2 protein-coding genes are annotated in these 20,390 nt (G+C 39.4%); both read right to left on the reverse strand.

The window, feature by feature from the left end:
* Nucleotides 1–22: 22 nt before the first annotated feature.
* A complete protein-coding gene (locus FJR08_RS07885; RefSeq protein WP_174783032.1) occupies nt 23–11,635 on the reverse strand; it encodes a type I polyketide synthase in 11,613 nt (3,870 codons plus the stop codon).
* 93 nt (nt 11,636–11,728) lie between these two features.
* Nucleotides 11,729–19,636 carry a type I polyketide synthase gene (locus FJR08_RS07890; protein ID WP_217357492.1) on the reverse strand — a complete coding sequence of 2,636 codons (7,908 nt, stop codon included), beginning with the start codon at nt 19,634–19,636 and terminating at the stop codon, nt 11,729–11,731.
* Between the last annotated feature and the right edge of the window lie 754 nt (nt 19,637–20,390).

Raw genomic sequence — 20,390 nt, forward strand, 5'->3', positions numbered from 1 at the left:
CACTGAAATTTAGCTTTAATATTTAATCACCATATTCTTCAAGCTCCGCTAACTTTTGATTAAGTAGTATAGCCAACTCATCTTCATTGAGACTTTCATAAGGATTGACAATCTCACTAGATTCATTTGATTTTATCTCAAAATCAACAGAATCTGCTAACACTTCTTTCTGCAAATAAATGTTGAGACTCGCAATATTAGGATAATCAAAGATTATAGATGTAGGTAAAGTACAAGCTAAATTACTTTGCAGCCGATTTTTAAATTCTAGTACCATTAACGAGTTTAAACCCAACTCTAAAAATGAGGTGTGGTGAGGAATCACACTACTAGCAGATAATCCGGTAACTTCGCGTAAAATTTGCTCAATTCCTTGCGATAAATTTTCTGCTCGCTCATCTATAGATACAGACTTTAATCGTTCTAATAATTTTGCCTCTTTGCTATCTGCTTTAGTTGTAATTACTTCGGCAAAGAATGGTTGATTAATGTTAAAAGCTTGATTAAAAGTAGACCAATCAATATCAAGAATAATTCCTTGATCAACGTCGCTGAGAATTAAGTCACTGAGATATTTGATAGCGGTATCAGAAGGCATACTGTGAATACCCCAATTAGCAAAACGTTGTTTTTCAATTTTATTCCCTGTATCCCATGCGCCCCACTTGATACTAATACCTGGTAATCCTAAACTTTGTCGTTGCTGTATTAAAGCATCCATAAAAGCATTAGCAGCAGCGTAACTACTTTGTCCCGGTGAACCTAGAATTACAGCAGCAGAAGAAAAGGCTATGAAAAAGTCTAAAGATAGATTGCGGGTGTAGCGGTCTAATAATAAAGTGCCTTCCACTTTGGGACGCATAACATTTTGATATTTTTCCCAATTTTGATTAGTTAAAAGCCCATCATCAAGGACAGCTGCCGCGTGAATGACTCCGCGTAAGGGGGGTAAATCCGCGCCAAAACGGGAGAATAGCTGTTCCGTATCTGCGGCTGAGGTAATATCAGCATTGACAATTGTAATCTGTGTACCATTTTTAGTTAATGAGGCGATCGCTTCTGGTTGAGATTTGACATGGCGACTACACAAAACCAAATGGCTAGCTCCCATTTGTGATAACCACTGAGCCATGAGCAAGCCAAGTTTACCCAAACCACCTGTAATTAAATAAGCTCCCTCTTTGCTAACTAATTGCTGTTTTTGGGCTGCGGGAATTGTTGCAGATACTAACCTTGCTCCATAACGGTTTCCTCGGCGTAAAGCTAGGCATGACTCACTGCCTGATGTATGAAATTCGTTGAACAAAAATTCAGCTTCATGAGATTCTACAATTGCTGGTAAATCTAAACATACACAACGAATTTGGGGATATTCATGATTAATTACTGCTCCTAATCCCCAAAGCGGAGATTGTTCCGGTTGCAAATAAGTTTCAGATAAAACTCGATTCGCACCACGAGTTACTAACCATAAATCAGGTAATTTTTTCATATTACTAGTAATAGTTTGAATTAAATACAATACAGCATTACAACTCTTGTAAACTGTATCTGCACTTGCTTCATTAGGTACAGTTTCCCAAGCAAAAATCACACCCGTAGGAAATTCACCCGATGGATATGCTTCTTGATATAAACGTTGAAAATCAGATTTCCGAGATGGATTGATGACAAAACTTTCTAGAGAATGACGTTTATAATCATCACTAAGTTCTACAGTAATAACTCTTTCTCCAGCTTTTTGCAATAAATTAATCGACTGATACAAAGCTGTGCTAGGACGTACAAACACTAACCATGAATGTTGAGAGTTTCCTGTAATAGTTGAAACTGAATCAAGCTTTTGCCATTGCACCTGGTAAAAACAATTATTTTCAGTTTCTTGCCATAAACGTTGTAAAACTGCTGGATTAATCCGCCGTGCTGTTAAGTCTGTAAACCGAGCGCAAAGCTGTTCTTGCTCATCATAAACCTCTACATCTACACAGATTTCACCATCAATCTGAGATTTAATCTCAATGTGCGTCCAAGCTTGAGTACCAGGATTGCCAAATAATTCTAGAGAAGAGAAACCATAAGGTAAATGCAATTCCTGACCGTGAATTTCTGGGAAAGCCGCGCCAATACTTTGTAAACAAGCATCTAAAAGCACAGGATGCAAACAATATCGCCGATCTACCAAACTGCGATCGATACTAATTTTAGCCTGAGAACTACTGCTAAAATACCTGAGTTCTTGAATAGCCTGAAAACGCTGACCATAGCTAATTCCCATCTGCTCATAAAACTCATAAAATCTGGCTAGATCTACAGATTCCCTTCTTTCATCCTTTGCGTCTCTGCGTCTGTGTGTGAGCTTTTCATGTCTTTCATTAACGTTAATCTCACCCGTAACATGAAGTACCCAACTATCTTTTGCTGAATCACTACTAAATATCTCAAAACTATAGCCAGACGACTTCTTAGACTTAAAAATCAGTTGCAATTTAGTTTGAGATTGAGATAAAACTAACCCCTGATGAATAGCAACATTTTGAATAATCGCCAAATCATCAGTAAATATTTGCCGACTAGCTACTAAAATCGTTTCAATAAAACCCGTAGCCGGAAACAAGATTTTTCCAAATACCTTGTGTCCTTCCAGATAATCTGGATACTCAGAACTTATCTCTCCTTCAACAATAATTTCTCCTGTAGCTAGCTTTTTAACCTCATGAATAAAAGGATGCAGTTTAGTCTTAATATCACTTACAAAAAATTGTGGATTTGATAACCAATAACGTTCTCGTTGAAACGGATAAGTAGGTAAAAGAACCCGCTGGACTTGCTTAAATACCTCTGTCCATTCTATAGAATAACCATTAACAAAAAGTGTTGCTAAACTTCTGTACATCTGGGCTTGTTCATCTTGTCCAGGTACAATGCTGGGTAGCCATAATATTTCTTTGCTTTGAGAATTTAGCCGCGCCATACCTAATAACACAGGCTTTGGTCCTAACTCCAAAAAATGGCGATAACCACTGTCAATTAACAATTTAAATCCTTGACCAAAATGTACAGTATTGCGAAGATGGCGCAGCCAATAACCGGCAGTAGCAATTTCTTTGCCAATTGGTTTACCTGTGACATTACTAATAATATTCAGGCTTGGTTCATGGAAAGAAACTTGCTGTAACATCTTAGCAAAATCATCAAGGATTGGCTCCATTAAAGGAGAATGAAAAGCATGAGATACTGCCAAACGTCTAGTTTTATAACCTTGCTCCATAAATGATTTCTCTAGTTGTTCAACAATTTCACTCAAGCCAGAAATAACATTAATTGCACCATTATCTGCGGCAATATTTACTTGATTTCCATAGGGAGTCAGATGATCGGCTACTGTTTGATAATCAGCATAAATTGCTGCCATTGCTCCATTATGCGGTAGTTCTCCCATCAAGCGACCGCGTTGAACAACTAACTGCAAAGCATCTTCTAAAGAAAAGACTCCTGCTAAACAAGCGGCGACATATTCACCAATACTGTGTCCTAAAAGGGCAGCAGGTTGTATTCCCCAAGATTGCCATAATTTCGCAAGTGCGTATTCCAGTGAAAACAGGGCTGGTTGTGTGATTTGAGTCTGTTCTAGCTGTTCACTATTTTGCAATTGAAAAATTAAATCTAAGAGCGACTTTCCTAAAATAGGTTGCAGAATGTTGTCACAAAGTTCCAGAGTATTTTTAAAGACGGGTTCTTGGTTGTAAAGAGTTTGTCCCATCCCTGAATATTGAGAACCTTGTCCTGAAAATAGGAAAACTACTTTTGTTTGAGTTTCTGATGTAATTGGAGTAATTAAATTATCAGAATCTTCACCTTTTTGGAAATCAGCAAGTGCTTTTTCGGCTGTAGTATTTGAGTCAGCCAAGACACACAATCGATGCCGGAAAATAGCCCTTCCTGTACTGGCAGTAAAACAAGTATCTGCGAAATTCACAGATTCATTTAAAGCGTATTGATAATTTTTTGCTAATTCTTTGAGAGATTTTTGAGAACGAGCCGAAAGCGGCAGGAGGTAAAATTTCTGCTCAGATGGCTGTGGAGAATTAGATGCAATTTCTCCAACAATAATATGAGCATTAGTACCACTAAATCCAAAAGAACTTACTCCAGCAATGCGTTCTCGTTGGCTAGGATGCCAGTTTTTTCCATGTACTGGAACTTCAAAAATCTGAGAACTCCAATCAAAACGGGGGTTGGGTTGTTGAAAGTGAAGATGGGGAGGAATTTTGTGATGTTGTAGGGCTAAAACAGTTTTAATTAACCCAGCAATTCCGGCTGCTCCTTCTAAATGTCCTAAATTAGTTTTGACAGAACCAATAATTAAAGGTCGATTTTGGAGACGTTTGCCAAATACCGCAGCCATACTTTCTAATTCAATCGGATCGCCTAAAGCTGTCCCAGTACCATGAGCTTCGATAAAATCTATTTGCTCTGGGTTGAGTTTCGCCGCCTTTAATGCTTGATGTAATAATTTTTCTTGAGCATCACCATTAGGTACAGTCAAACCACTACTTGGTCCATCGTGATTTACGGCTGTACTATGAACTTTAGCTAAAATGCGATCGCCATTTTTAACGGCTTGACTCAACCGCTTGAGAACAATCATCCCGCAGCCTTCGCCCCGTACCATACCATTAGCACTCGCATCAAAAGTCTTGCAACGTCCATCAGGTGCAAGCATATGGGCGCGACTTTCAATTAAGGAAATTACCGGAGTTAAAATTATATTCACACCACCTGCTAAGGCAATGTCACACTCACCATTACGCAAAGCATTGCAAGCTAGATGTACTGCTACTAAAGAAGAAGAACAAGCAGTATCAACTGTCATTGATGGTCCCTGTAAGCCCAGTACATACGAAAGACGACCGGCTGCTACACTCACAGAAGTGCCAGAACCAGTATAGGCGTTAATTGCTTCTGGTGCGTAACTCAACTGGGCATAGTCTTGAGTCATCGCCCCCACAAAAACCCCTGTTTGAGTGTTGCGTAACTTTTGGGGGTTTTGCCCAGCAGATTCTAAGGCTTGCCAAGTTGTTTCTAATAGTAGGCGTTGCTGAGGATCGATGGCGACTGCTTCGCGGGGGACAATGCCAAAGAATTCGGCATCAAATTGATCTATTTGCTCTAGAAATGCTCCGTAAGGAGAATAGATTTTTCCTGGTGTATCTGGATCGGGATGATACCATGCTTGCATATCCCAGCGATCGCTGGGAATTTCTCTGACTGCATCTTTCCCCTGTTCTAAAAGTTGCCAGAATGATTCCAAATCATTCGCACCGCCAGGAAATCGACAAGCCATCCCTACAATCACAATTGGATCTTCTTCCTGTTGCGGTTTTTCGGGGGTATATTTTTCAATTTGGATTTGGGGAACTTCTTGTATTAGTTGTTGTACAGGAGTTTGCACCTCAGAGGTAACTAAAATTTCCCGCAGGAGATAATCTGCTAAAGTTTCCACATTGGGAAACCGAAAAGCGATTGTTGTGGGTAGAGAGCAATTAAAATCTGTTTGCAGAAGATTGCGAAGTTCTGTGGAAGTGAGAGAATCCATCCCCATGTCAAAAAAGCCTTGTTGGGGAGATACTTCATGAGTTGATAGTCCTAATACAGTGCAAACTCGCAAACTAATTTGGCGGATAAGTAAATCACGACGCTGTTTTACAGGTATGGTTTGCCACTGTTCTAAAAGATTGGATGCAGTTTGAGATTTAGGTTTGATTTGGGGTAAGAAGTTTTGATAAAAGCTTTGATTAATGTATGGAAAACGTTGCCAATCAATAGCAATTACACCAGCACGTACAATTTGATTAAACAGAATTTTTTCTAGAGTATTGAGTGCTAAATCTGGTGCGATCGCATCATAACCTTTGGCTGCTAATCTTTCTAAGACATTGCGATCGACTGCTGCACCGATTTCGCTCCACGGCCCCCAGTTGATGACTGTAGCTGGTAAATTGTGTGCATGACGATAATAGGTAAAGGCATCTTCAAAGGCATTCGCAGCCGCAGCATTAGCTTGTCCCGCCGAACCAATGAGCGACACAGCAGAGGTATAACAAACAAAGAAATCTAAGGTATCGTTCAGGGTTAGTTGATGCAGTAGCCAAGTTCCTTTCACCTTGGGGGCGAGAACATAGTTGAAACGTTCTGGTGTCAGTCGCAGTAATGTTGTATCGTCTAAAGTGCCAGCGATGTGGAAAATTCCTCGCAACGGATATTGCGATCGGCATTCTTCTAGTAGGGCGTGCAGTTTCTCGGCATCTGTGACATCAACATCTTTAATTTGGATGTCTTCGTTAATGGATTGCAGACTTGCTAGAATTTCAGGATTGAGAGCTTTTGCACCACTGCGACTGCACAATACTAAATGGCACGCGCCATGTTCTATCATCCATCGGGCAGTGGCTAAACCTAATCCGCCTGTACCACCAGAAATTAGATAAAAGCCATCTTGACGGAAATTGATGTTTCCATCTGCTAATTTGCGCTCTACCAAACGCGGACAGAAGCGTTGTTCGCCCCGCAAAGCGACGCGGTTTTCTTGGGTGTTGTTGTGGATTTCTCTAAATAATTTTTCTCCTAAATCTTGTGCATGAGGATCTAAATCAATCGCTCTAAAATTTAGTTCGGGATGCTCTAGAACTAAGCTTAAAGCCATTCCTAATAAGGAAGATTGGGCTGGAGAAGTTAAGGTTGTGATTTCTTTTGCTGGTACAGACCCTTGAGTAACAAGAATGAGCGCGGGGGGGTTTTCTTGTTGTAATAATGCCTGAAGTAGAAATAGAAAACGTCTACAATGAATTTCTACAGCTTGATAAATTTCGCCTTCTATTTCTTGTAATGACCAGAGGTAGATGATTTCACGGGTTTCTGGTGTTATCAGGTTTTGTAATAGTGATAGGTAATCGTCGGGGTTATCGGGGTTAATGTCTTGAGGGGAGATGAGGGAACAAGTAATTCCTCGCTGTTGGAATGGGGTGATTAAACTGCGAGCAATTCCGTTAGTGTCAGCAAAGATTATTTCGCGCCAAGACACAGAGGCGCATAGAGAAGGAAGGCTGCTTTTGGCGATGATTACGCTTTGTTGTAATAGGTTCCGTGTCTTTGGATTGGTTGGTTCGATGATGTTAATTTCTGTAAATTGATGCTTGGCGAGTAGGTTTTGCCAATGTTCTGTATCTACTAATGGATAACCATTGCGGTGCGGATCTTGACTGCATAACCACCATCCTTCTGTTAACCCAAAGGTTAAATCTACCCAAGGACGCGCTCCGGTACTTTCTAATAGTATGAGTATGGCATTAGGAGCTAGTAAAGAACGGACATTATTAAGGGTTTCATTAATATCTGCTGTGGCATGAAGGACGTTAGCAGCAATAATAATATCAAAATAACTAGGTAGAAATCCTTGAGAAATGGGGGCTTTTTCTATATCTAAAGTTTGATATTTAATGAAGGGATAATTACTGAAATTTTCTTTGGCTCTGGTTAAAAAGCTAGAAGAAATATCGGTAAATGTGTATTCAATTTGTTCTGGAGGTAAATGTGGTAAAATTGCTGCGGTACTTGAGCCTGTTCCCCCTCCAATTTCGAGGATGCGTAACTGTCGATTTGTTGGTAAATTTGCTACTACAGTTTTAATTGTGGCTGCCAATAGTTCATTCATCAATTTAGCACCGGCCGCATCAGAATATACAGATGTGATCGCATTCAAATCGCCTTGGGGAAATAGTAATTCTAATGGCTCAATTTGGCGGCGCATTACCGCAGCTAAAGCCGAACCACAACGTTCTATCAAATTAATTTCTGCAAGGTAATCAGGAAATTCCCTACGTAGTTGTTGAATTGGTAATTGAGATGAAGATATAACAGGTTCTTTTGCTAATAACCATCCATCTTTTTGCTGAGTAATTATTCCTTCTTCAGCTAGAATTGCTAAACACCGCGACAATAAAGGACGATAAAAATCAACAACTCCACCTTGAGTAGCAATCTGTTCTTCTGGATAAATTTGACCTAATTGGGGTTGCCAGTTAAGCTCTTTTAAACCTTCCCATATATAACTTACGCTTAAAGTTTCCATTTCTTCAAGCAAGCGTTCATATTGGTACAATTTTTCAGCTAATTGCTGTTCTAATTGCTGGGGTTGAACTAGAGTTTTAATGGCATCAGGGTTTAGTAAATAATCTCTACCATCAGGTAACAATGATGCTAAAGTAATCCACTCCTCTATGTAAGATTGTGGTTGGATTTGATGGCGGATAATTTCTTGACTTTGAACTGATTTAAGTTCAAATCCTGTAATTGCTACTAGTAACTCACCTTGTTCTGAATAAATATCAATATTAGAGATAATATAGTTATTAGAATTTTTAGTTAGTCGAGCTGCACTGATGACACTAGCACCTGGGGACTTGAAGAATTGAAATTTAGCAATGCGGACTGGGACATAAGTTACAGATGATTCTTGCTGAAATAAAATTGCAGCGATCGCCTGAAAACAAGCATCCAACATTACTGGATGAAACTTATATTTTTCGGCTTCTAGACACTGAATTTGTGTTAACTTGATTTTAGCAAATGCACTATTTTTGCCACGTTGAAGCTTATTAATGATCTGGAAGCTACTGCCGTAATTAACTCCTGATTTTTGATATCTTTCATAAAATGAATTAATTTCCATCTGCTCTGGACAGTTAGCAGCTATTTGTTCTAGATTTTGGCGATTTGCATCTAGTATATTTAAACTATCAATTCCCCCGGTAACAAGTACATCCCAATTATTATTACTTTGCTGATATATTTGAAAACAATTTTGTTCAATAATTAACTGTAATGTATCCTCTTGTTCTTGCAGCAATAGTGCTTTTTGAAATTCGATATTTTCTAAAATTACAGCTTGGCTTTGTGCCGCTGCTAACGCCATTTCAATAAAAGCTGCACCAGGAAATATCGGTTTACCAAAAACTTGATGTTCTGTTAAAAATTCTGGGTTGTTCTGACTAATACTAGCTCGATATTGAATAGAAGAGAGGGGAGAGGGGAAGCGATCGCCTAATAAAGGGTGTCCAGAGCGATTTGATTTAATAGCATCTACCCAGTAGCGTTTGCGAATAAAAGGAGAACTGGGCAAACTAATTTTTTGTCCTGAGCAAGAGCGATGGAATTCTTGCCAATTAATATTTACTCCTCTTACATATAGTTCAGCTATGACTGTTTGGATTTGCTGATAATTACTGCAATCTTTTGCTAAACTACATAAGCAAAGGATTTCTTTTGCTGGTAATTTACTATGAACGATATTATTTATGGGCTGATTTCCAATCTCTAGAAATATTTGATAGCCCATCTGATGTAAGGTAAAAATCCCTTTTTCAATATTGTCTAGGTGATGTAGCTGTTGCAACCAGTAAGCAGCAGTTTTAATATAATTATTAGCAACCTCACCATTATTAGAAATTAAAGTGAGTTGTGGATTACGATAAGAAACTTCTTCAGCTACTTTTTGAAAAGCTAAAAATTCTTTTTCTCCACTTTGCTCGCTAAATAAATGAACGCGAGTTGCCACTAATTTAACTGCATCTCCAATCGAAAAAATTCCAGCTTGTTGAGCAGCAATATATTCGCCTAAACCATTTCCTAAAATTGCAGAAGGGCGGATTCCCCAAGATTTCCAGAGTTCACAAAGAGCATATTGCAGCGCAAATAATGTTGGGTGAACATATAAAGGATCGTTTATATCTTGATTGTTATCAAGTAAGTCTTCTATAGAGAAATTTAAATAGTTTTGAAATAGGTGATCGCATTGCATCAAAGCATCACGAAATACAGGCTCATTTACAAAAAGCTCTTTCCCCATCGCCGGAAATATAGTTCTTGCATCATTGCAAACGAAAGCGATTTTAGTATTTACTCGTACCTCACCGTAAATGATATTAGCTTCTCGGTCATTACCATTAACAAAAGCTCGAAGTTGTTCTTTAAAACTAGCAGTATTGGAAACTAATAAAGTTAATCGCTGTTTATGATGAAAACGACCTGTATTTACAGAAAAGGCGATATCAGTTAAGTTAACTTCCGGTTTTTGGTCAATATAATTAACAAAGTTAGCAGCCAACAGACGCAATCGTTCTTCATCTTTAGCAGACAGAGTTACCAGTACAGGAAATGTTGTTTTAGTTGGGGATTGTACTTGCGGAGGTTCACTCAATATTGCATGAGCATTTGTTCCCGATGCTCCAAAAGAACTGACTCCAGCCGCTTTTATCTTGCCATTGCCTTGAGTCCAGGGGCGAGTCTGTGTCACCACATGCAGAGGTATGCTATCCCAATTAATGTGAGGATTTGGTTTTTGGAAATTGAGATGTGCCGGAATTTCGCCATGATAGATAGATAATATAGTCTTGATCAAGCCAGAAATCCCCGCCGCCGCCGCTAGATGACCAAGATTTGTTTTGACAGAACCGATTAACAAAGGTTGGGATGGAGAGCGATTGACACATAAAGCATCAGCGATCGCTTTAATTTCAATCGGATCTCCTAAAGATGTACCCGTACCGTGAGCCTCGACATAATCAATAGCATCGCCGCTTAAATGAGCGTCAGCTAAAGCATCACGAATTAAATCTGTCTGCATAGGTCCATTAGGAACAGTAAAGCCGCCACTGGCACCATCGTTATTGACAGATGTTCCTCGAATTAACGCCCAAATGCGATCACCATCTGCTAAGGCTTCACTCAACCTTTTTAAAACAACAACTCCGCAACCTTCACCAATCCCAAATCCGTCAGCACTTTCGTCAAAGGTTTTGCACCTACCGTCAGCAGCTAACATCTGATTTCTGCACAAGGCGATCGGCACTTCCGGGGTGAGAATTAGGTTTACTCCCCCCACCAAAGCTTGCCGACATTCCTGGGAGCGCAAAGAACGGCAAGCTAAATGCACTGCTACCAGTGAAGAAGAACAAGCCGTATCGATAGCCAAACTAGGGCCATTGAGATTCAAAAGATAAGAAATGCGTCCAGCAGCAGCATTTATATGGTTGCCAGAGATATGATAAGCCCCTATTGTGCTATAATCTCCTCCCGGTGCAATCAGACGAGCATAATCATTGTTTGTGATGCCAATAAAAACACCGGTTTTGCCGATTCTGGCAGTAGGCGCAGCCATACCAGCATCTTCTAACGCCTCATAGCCAACTTCTAAAAGTAACCGTTGCTGAGGATCGATATGCAAAGCTTCTCTCGGTGCAATCCCAAAAAAGTGCGCGTCAAACATCGACACGTCATTGAGAAAACCGCCTTGAGATACATAGATTTTGCCGGGTTTACTACGATCCGAGTCATAAAAATCAGACACATTCCAGCGATCGCTAGGTACATCTGTGAGCGTATTACCACCAGCTTTGAGAAAAGACCAAAAAGCTTCAGGAGTGGAAATATTTTTACCAAAACGACAACCCAAACCCACAACCGCAATCGGTTCGCTTTGTTGAGCTTCAACAGCTTTTAATCTCTCCTTCGCTTCATTCAGTGCCTTAAACACCCTAGCTTGGACAGACTTATCGTTACTTGATATCTCCAACTCCATCTTTTCTCCTTCCCCTCTTCCTCTGCGTCTACCTAAGTTTGCTTAACGAGGGTTCCCCTCGCACCGCAACTTCTCTCTGCGTGAGCTAAAAAATTAAGAATTACCTAAAAAAGCCTCTAAATCTGCAAGCTCTTGTAAAAATAAATCCTGATCAACCTCCTCCTGAATAGGAACAACATTTACAGAAGCATAAACCTGCCAACCAAACACCTGTTCCACTAAATAATCAACTAATCTTCTAATGTTAGGAAAATCAAATATCAAAGAAGCAGGTAAAGCCACTTCCAATCCTTTCTCTAAACGATTTTTTAATTCAATCGAAAGCAAAGAATCAATCCCCATTTCTAAAAATCCTTGTTCGGTATCTGGTATCTGTTTATTTCCTAAAATTGTCCCTACTTGTTTGCCAATATATTCAAACAAATGTTGCCGACGTTCTCCTGGTGGAATTTCTTCTAGAAAACGACGTGTAGAGATTGACTGTTGAATTCCTTTAACTGAATTTTTGTATTCTCCTAATTTTTCAAAAATTGGTTTATTGCCTTTAGATTGATAAATATTTTTGAATCGCACCCAATCTACATCAGCTAGTAAGATTTGTGTTTTTCCAGATTCCATAATAGCGGTCATTGCTGCAAAAGCTTTATCTAAAGCAATTTCTTTCATACCAATTTGTTTGAGCCAATCTTCATAATCTTGAGAAACTATGCCATTTCCAGCTAATAATGCCCAATTCAAACTAGTAGCTGGTAATTTTTGAAGATGACGTAAATGAGCTAAAGCATCCATAAAATGACTAGCAGTATCGTATAAACCTTGCTCTTTAGCTCCCCAAATTGCACCTGCGGTAGAGAACAAAACAAAGTAGTCTAATTGAGTTGCTAAAGATAACTGATGCAAATTCCAAGAACCGCGAACTTTTGCCTGAAAAACTTCTGCAATATCATCTAATGTACATTCGCTTAATTTAGCTTTGCGTCCTGACACTCCGGCAAGATGGAAAATACCCCGGAGCGGATCAGATATTTTTTGAATTTTGGTAAAGATGCGTGACATTTGCTCAAAATCTCCCACATCTGCTTGACAAACTTCTACAGTTGCTCCCTTTTGTTCTAAAGTCTTGATATTTTGAATTATTTCCCCAAATTCTGCTTGTGAATCCCACTCTGCTCGTAGTGGAAATTGACGACGTGTAGTCAAAATGAGGTGTTTTGCGCCCAAATCAACCAGATGGCGAGCAAGTTGTAATCCTAGATGACCAATACCTCCTGTAATCAAATAAGTAGCTTGAGCTTGGATAGTGACTGGTTTTGTAGGTAGAGATTCCAGTGGGGAAAGACGCGCAACGTAAGCTTGACCTTTGCGGAACATCAGATGATCTTCGGTGACAGAGTTAGTCAATCCTGAGAGTAAAGCAACAAGATTTTGAGCAATATCGGCGTGGGGACAGAGGTCTATCATTCCCCCCCATAGTTCTGGTTCTTCTAGCCCCATCACGCGCCCCAACGCCCAAAGCGGAGACTGAGTAACAAAAGATGGCTGCTCTAATCGAAAGGGTTGACCGCCTTGGGTAACGAGGAATAATTTGGGAGGATGAGGTATTTTTTTAATCGCCTGGAGAAGATTTAAAAGATGGTGACAGCGATTGAATAAAGTAGACTCATACTGATCGCCCTCACCACCATTCACAAGATAAATAATTCCACGCCAACAGAGAGATGAAGCCAGCCGTGTTTCTAGCTCAGAGCTATTTTCTAAATTGGCGATCGCACAAGATCCACAATCTTTGCTTAGTTGCTGTTGAATTGCTAGAGCTAGATTATCTGTTTCACTATCGGTAAAAATTAGCCAATTACCCGAAATATCGCTGCTTTTTTCGGCATTTTGGGCAACAATAATACTTTGCTGAAATAAAGGACTGCCAATTTTTTCGTCAGGAGAAATAAATTCAGCTTGAGCAAAACCAGATTCTCGGAGAATAGATTGCCAAGTAGATGCTGCAATAATGGGATGATCTGAGCGTAAATCGCGATCGCTAAAACGCCACCAACCTTGAGTCACGCCAAATATTAAATCAATCCACCGGGACTGATGAGTAAGTTCTAGGAGTAACAAGTGTCCTCCAGGACGCAGTAAACCTCGAATATGGGGTAAGGTTTCTCCTTGTAAATCCCGCGTAGAATGCAATACATTTGCTGCAATAATTAGATCGTAAGAACCGGGTAAAAAACCTTGAATTTCGGGGTCTTTTTCTATGTCCAAAACTTTGTATTCTATGAAAGAATGAGCAAAAGTATCTTTGGCAGTCTCTAGAAAGAATGGCGAGATATCAGTAAATGTGTAGTTAATTTGACGAGAAGCACAAGCTTGGAGAATTTGATGGGTAGTAGCTCCAGTTCCCGCACCAATTTCTAGAATTCGGATTGGTTCTAATGGAGAATAGTTTGATAATAAAAGCTCTACTGTTTTAGAGATACTAAGGTTGAGAACTTTTGCCCAAGATGTGTTTTTATAAAACTCTGCTACTCCAATTTGCCCGTCTTGAGCAAATAAGATGGATAAAGGAGAAATCTTCCCGGTAATTATGGCTGCAAGATTGACCGCAACTCGCTTAAACAGCGTTAATTCTATGGAAGCATTTGGATACTGAACAATCAAATCATCTACTGTTAAATCAGAGTGAGATTGTTGCGGTTCACTGATGATTTTCCAGCCCAAACCCTGCTTTTCTAGAAAGCCTGTTTGTGCCAATATTTTTAAGCAGTGCTGCCATAGTAATCTATACTCCTCTTTAATGCCAGCCTGACGTAAACTATTTTCTGGAGAGAGGATAGTATTTATTTGCCATAATCCCAAATCTTTTAACGTTTTCACAATAAAGTTGGCACTAAGTTCTTCCATTTGGGAAAAAGCTAGAGAAACTCCTGTAAATTGTGTAGATTTGATTTGTTCTGACAAATAAGAGCCTAAATCAGTTTGAATTATTTCTAAATTCTCTAATTTCTTAGCTGATAAAAGATGAGGTAGCCACTCTAACTGATAAAGTAAGTTATCAAAATTAGAATTACCTGTGTCTTGATGATGTAGCTGAATTAATTGTTGAACAATTGCCGATAAAGTTTGTTTTTCAGCTTCAGAATAATTCCCAGTTTCTATTAGAGTCTGGATCAAATTGTTTGTATCTTTTTGAGACAACATCTTGACAACAGCAGATTCCTTGGCAGTTTGGAATTGAGTTTTTAAGGGAATCCAATGTTGACGTTGCTGAAAAGGATAAGTTGGTAAAGCACATCTTTTAGGTTGGTAATCTTTTTCAAGTCCAAACCAATCTATATTTGCACCACGTACATAAAGTTTACCTAGACTTTCTAGTAGAACTTCCCAATCAGAAAATCCTGAGCGTAAACTCGGTAATATTAGAGGGTTAGATAAAGATATCGATGACTGAATAATGCCTAAAAGAACAGGTTGTGGTCCAATTTCGATAAAACTATCACATCCAAGAGATTCTAGAGACACAACTCCTTGATAAAATTGCACAGGATGCAGCAAATGTTGAATCCAATAATCAGGAGTAACAATACTGTCATCTGCAATTTCTCCTGTCAGGTTAGAGATAATAGGAATTTGGGGTTTAGCAAAATCAATTTCTTGCAGGGTATTTTTAAATTCTCCACATACGGGTGCTATTAATGGTGAATGAAAAGCATGAGAAACCTTTAATTGGCGAACTTTTACTCCAGCGTTAATAAAGTGTTCGCTAAGTTGTTGAATGATTGTTTGTTCGCCGGAAATTACTGTATGTTGTTTTGCATTGATTGCTGCGATCGCAACTTTTATCCCCTGATTTTTACACAATTGCCGCACAGATGTTTCATCCAGAAAAACGGCAGCCATCGCTCCTTGCTCTGCGGGTAATCCACCAATTAAATTTGCTCTTTGTACGACCAGTTTTAAACCACTTTCAATATCAAAAACTCCTGCAAAACAAGCAGCCGCATACTCGCCCAAGCTATGCCCTAAAACAGCAGTAGGCTCAATGCCCCAAAAACGCCATAATTGAGCTAGTGCTACTTCGACAACAAATAAAGCTGGTTGGGTATAAGATGTATGATTTAAAGCTACATCAGAATTAGCAAAGATGACTTGCAGTAAAGATCTACCTGTTAGTTCTTGATATATTGTTTCACATTGGTCTAAAGTTCGCCGGAAAGTTGGTTGGGTTTGATAGAGTTGGTTAGCCATTCCCAGATACTGAGAACCCTGTCCTGTGAACAAAAAGGCAATTTTGGGAGGCTGCTTTTCATCAACTTGAGCGTGAATTACTGACTCTATATTTTGTTGTCCAAACTGATGTAATTTAGTAACAAAATCATCAATTTGGCAACCAGTCACCGCTAAACGATTCTGGAAATGAACTCGGCTAGTATTGGCTGTGAATACTATATCGGAGATATCGCTGGCGGGATGATTTTGAAGAAATTCTGCATAGCTTTTTGCTAAATCTACCAAAGCCTGTTCTGTTCTGGCAGAAAGTGTGAGTAAATGGTGGGGACGCTTGATGTCATTGGACTGGGGAATAATGGCGGGCGCTTCTTCCAGCACCACATGAGCATTCACGCCACCAATTCCTAAAGAGTTAACCCCAGCGCGTCGAGGCAACTCCTTGCCATCTTCTTGCTTTGCAGTCCAGGGTATGGCTGCGGTATTGACATAAAAAGGAGTCTGGGAAAAATCAATCTGGGGGTTGGGAGTATTGAAGTGTAAAGTCGGGGGAATAATTTGATGTTTGAGAGCCAAAGCAGCTTTGATTAGACCAACAATACCAGAAGCAATTTGCATATGCCCGATATTGGTCTTCACCGATCCCAAAGCACACTCTCCCTGATTTGCAGTGCTATATGCTCTAGCCAAAGCATCGATTTCGATAGGATCTCCCAGTTTTGTACCTGTGCCATGAGCTTCTACAAAGCCAATGGTATCAGCTTCGACTCCGGCAAAGGCTAGTGCTTCGGCTGCTACTAAAGTTTGACCTTCTCCTCCAGGAGCTGTAAATCCTAGCTTTCTACCGCCATCGTTATTGATGGCAGATCCCTTAATCACAGCGTAGATATGATCGTTATCTGCTAGAGCGTCTTTTAATCTCTTGAGCAAAACAACTCCAACCCCACTGCCAAAAATAGTACCATTCGCTTGGGCATCAAAGGCGCGACAATGCCCATCAGGAGATACAATCAAACCTTCTTGATACAAATAACCAATCTTTTGGGGAGAGTTGATAGAAGCAGCTCCAGCCAAAGCCATGTCACTTTCACCGTTCAACAGACTTTGACAGGCTAGATGCACAACTACTAGTCCAGTGGAACAGGCTGTTTGGACATTCACACTAGGTCCACGCAGGTTCAATTTATAGGAAATCCGTGTAGTCAAATAGTCTTTATCGTTAGCCACCATCGTTTGAAACCCTCCCATCGAATCTAATGTGAAGGGTTGTAACTCGTCGTTGGCATCTAATTGACCGCGATACGGATAGCAATTATTAATAAAATAGGTGTTCATGCTTGCCCCAGCAAACATCCCGATCGCTCCCTCATAGGAGTTAGGATTATAGCCAGCGTTTTCTAAACACTCCCAGCTACATTGCAGCAGTAAACGTTGCTGGGGATCGAGTAATTCTGCTTCTCGGTCTGTGTATCCAAAAAACTCATTATCAAAGGATTCTACCTTGTCGAGAATCGGTCTAGCTTTGACATAGTTAGGCTGCTGGAAAAGTTCAGGAGCAACCCCCGACTCTAGTAGTTCTTCTTCAGAAAAGAAGGATATTGTTTCGACTCCGTTTTTGAGATTTTCCCAAAAACTATCTATGTTGTTAGCTCCAGGAAATCGACCTGCCATACCAATAATAGCAATATCATGAGTGTCCTGATGGCGACGCGAACGATTTTCGGCGCGTTTTCGACTTTTTTCTGCTATAACATTTGTGGTATTAGATTCTTCAGTTAAGAAATGGGCTAATGTGGCAACTCTAGAATTTTTAAATATTTCAGTTAGAGGTATCTGGCGACCAAAAATTTTTTCTAATTGGTTTCGGACACGAATTAGGTGTAGAGAATTCCCTCCTAATTCAAAGAAGTTATCCTGTATACCTACTGAATCAAGTTGTAAAATCTCACACCAAACTGCTGCTATTTGGCGTTCATTTTCAGACTGTGGTAAGCTGGCGTTTTTTTGGCGATCGCTCGCTAAATATTCATTGATTGCTTGGATGCGATCACTAAATAATCCCTGTTCAAAATCTTTTTTTAATTTAGCTTTTTGAACCTTACCAATAGATGTTTTGGGAATTAACTCAGCCGCCAAAGGAATCACATAAGCAGGCGCAATTCCTACTTTCTGTGTTAAATGCCTGCGAATTTGTCTGAATACTTTTACTGCATTATCAATATTATTTGATTCTGGACTAAAAATAATAACTAATAAATCTGTTTCTCTGTTTTGGTCGAAAACTGCAAAGGCAGCCGTATAGGAAATAGCTACACCATCTAATTCTTCTATCGCTGTTTCAATTTCATGGGCGAAGTAGTTAATACCGTTAATAATAATTTCTTGTTTCTCTCTACCAGTAATAACTAATTCACCATTGTGTAGATAACCTAAATCTCCAGTAGTAAACCAACCTCCATCTTGAAAAACTTCTTGGTTAAGATCGGGATTATTATAATATCCTTCAGTTACAGAAGGTCCTTTAATCTGAAGTCGTCCAACTTCGTTTTCTGGCAAAATATTATTCTCTTGGTCAATAATTCTAATAGTAGCTCCAGGAATAGGGCGACCTAGAGAGACAAAACTATTTTCTTCTATCAATTCATCTTTGCTTAAACCTGCTGACCAAGTAATTCCAGAACAAGATTCAGTCATCCCGAATGCTGGTTTAATTACTCTATCCCGCAATTTATGTTTTTCTAAAATTTCTAAAAACAAGCGAATAGTTTTGACCGAAACTTGTTCTCCGGCATTAACTAAAAATTTGATTGAGGAGAGGTCATAACAAGATTGGTTAAGTTCTTCAGTATGCTGATTAATTAAGGAGAATGCAAAGTTGGGAGACCAAGAGATAGTAGCTTGATACTTTTGAATTAGTCCTAACCATTTGAGTGGTTGACGTAAAATTAATTCAATTGGCACATGGATTTGATGACAAGCCAAATCCACAGCCATAATTCCTAAAAATACTATTGCCCCTACATGGTCTAAGGGCATCCAATTTAGGGTAACTTCTTGTCGTGTAAAATTATTCATCCGCACTGTACCGGCGGACATAGATAAAAGGTTGCGATGATGCAACATCACTCCCTTGGGTAGGCCTGTACTACCAGAAGTAAATAGTAATAATGCTGGATCTAATGGTGTAAGATGAGGTAATTCATGAGCCGACAGTTGGTTTGATAGAGATTGATTACTTCGTAATTTATCTATCGATACTACCCGCAATTCCTTTAAATGAGATTGAGTAGTTAATTTTTCTATTTTGCTAATTAATTCACAATCCGTTAATATAATAGGCTTCTCTAAAATCTGCCAGACATTTTCAAGTTTTTTAACTGCGGCATTTTGTATATCATAATTGGGAGCGATGCTCAAAGGTGCAGGTATAATCCCACCTAAAAAACAAGCCCAAAGTGCAGGAATAAAATCTTGATTTCTCCCAATTTGTAATATGGCTTTATCTCCTAATTTAAGTCCGCGTCGATAAAGCCCATCTAAAATAATCAGAGCATCATTATATAAATCTTTATAAGTCTGAAAATATTGACTTTCGTCACTTCTAATATATGTAATACCTTGACTTTCGTACTTAGCAGCATCACTCAATACTTCTGGAAGAGTCCGCCAGATATCTTCTAATTGATCACCAAAGAGCATTGCATTATCCTGTTGACGCAGCAGTGTCTCCTGTTCCTCTACACTTTCTTGGAGGTCTATCTGTGTTACCCCTGTCATTACATGCCTTTATTGCTAGCTTTTATATTTTTACTATTTGTCGCATTCTTTTTTCGATTCGGTGTCATATTACAAAAATTGATTAACAGCAAACAACCGTACAATTCAAAAAAACAATGTATTCATTTTGATGTTTATAGTCTTCTTATATCTTGCACCTGGAAATTTGATTGTCAATTTCATGACTAAATGCAATCCGGGGCATTCGTTTAAGGTTGAGTAAAAAAAAACACAAAAGTAATTGTAGAAATATTGTTTGAAATGCAATTTGTGCCGCGATGCCCCAATGCGCCAAAATGTAAGCAAAAAGTCAAAAGAAGTAGGGGAGCAGAGGGGAGAGACTGGGACAAAGCTTGTATCCCGTCCCAAGCCAAGCGCCCTGGAAGGGCGGGGCTTCTTACCCATGCTCCGCAACGCTTGTCGCAGAGAGGAAGGGCTTGCTCTCCCTGCTAGAAAGCCCCCTTCCCCTCTGCCTCTTCGGTGAGGGTACAAACCAACGATAAACTCCTAGTGGTCTGTCAAGCAAAAAATTGTGAGTTTGAGGGAAAATAGAGATGTAAGTAGTATTACTTGCTAAACCAATCATTTAATATAGATAAACTTTGTAAATTCTATTCTTAAGTTCTGTATAGATATTTATAGTATAGTAAAGTTGACACTCTCAGGTCTAAAGACACTGAGATTCTTTAATCAATGAGCCAACTTACTATTGCAGGATTACTCCAACTAAAGCAGCGGTTGATTCTCCTAAAGC

Origin of the sequence: Dolichospermum sp. UHCC 0260, assembly GCF_009711985.1 — a bacterium.
GTDB classification, from domain to species: domain Bacteria; phylum Cyanobacteriota; class Cyanobacteriia; order Cyanobacteriales; family Nostocaceae; genus Dolichospermum; species Dolichospermum lemmermannii.

Coding starts and splice junctions, on each gene's coding strand:
- FJR08_RS07885 (WP_174783032.1), bottom strand. CDS start 11,635: ATGGAGTTGGAGATATCAAGTAACGATAAGTCTGTCCAAGCTAGGGTG.
- FJR08_RS07890 (WP_217357492.1), bottom strand. CDS start 19,636: ATGACAGGGGTAACACAGATAGACCTCCAAGAAAGTGTAGAGGAACAG.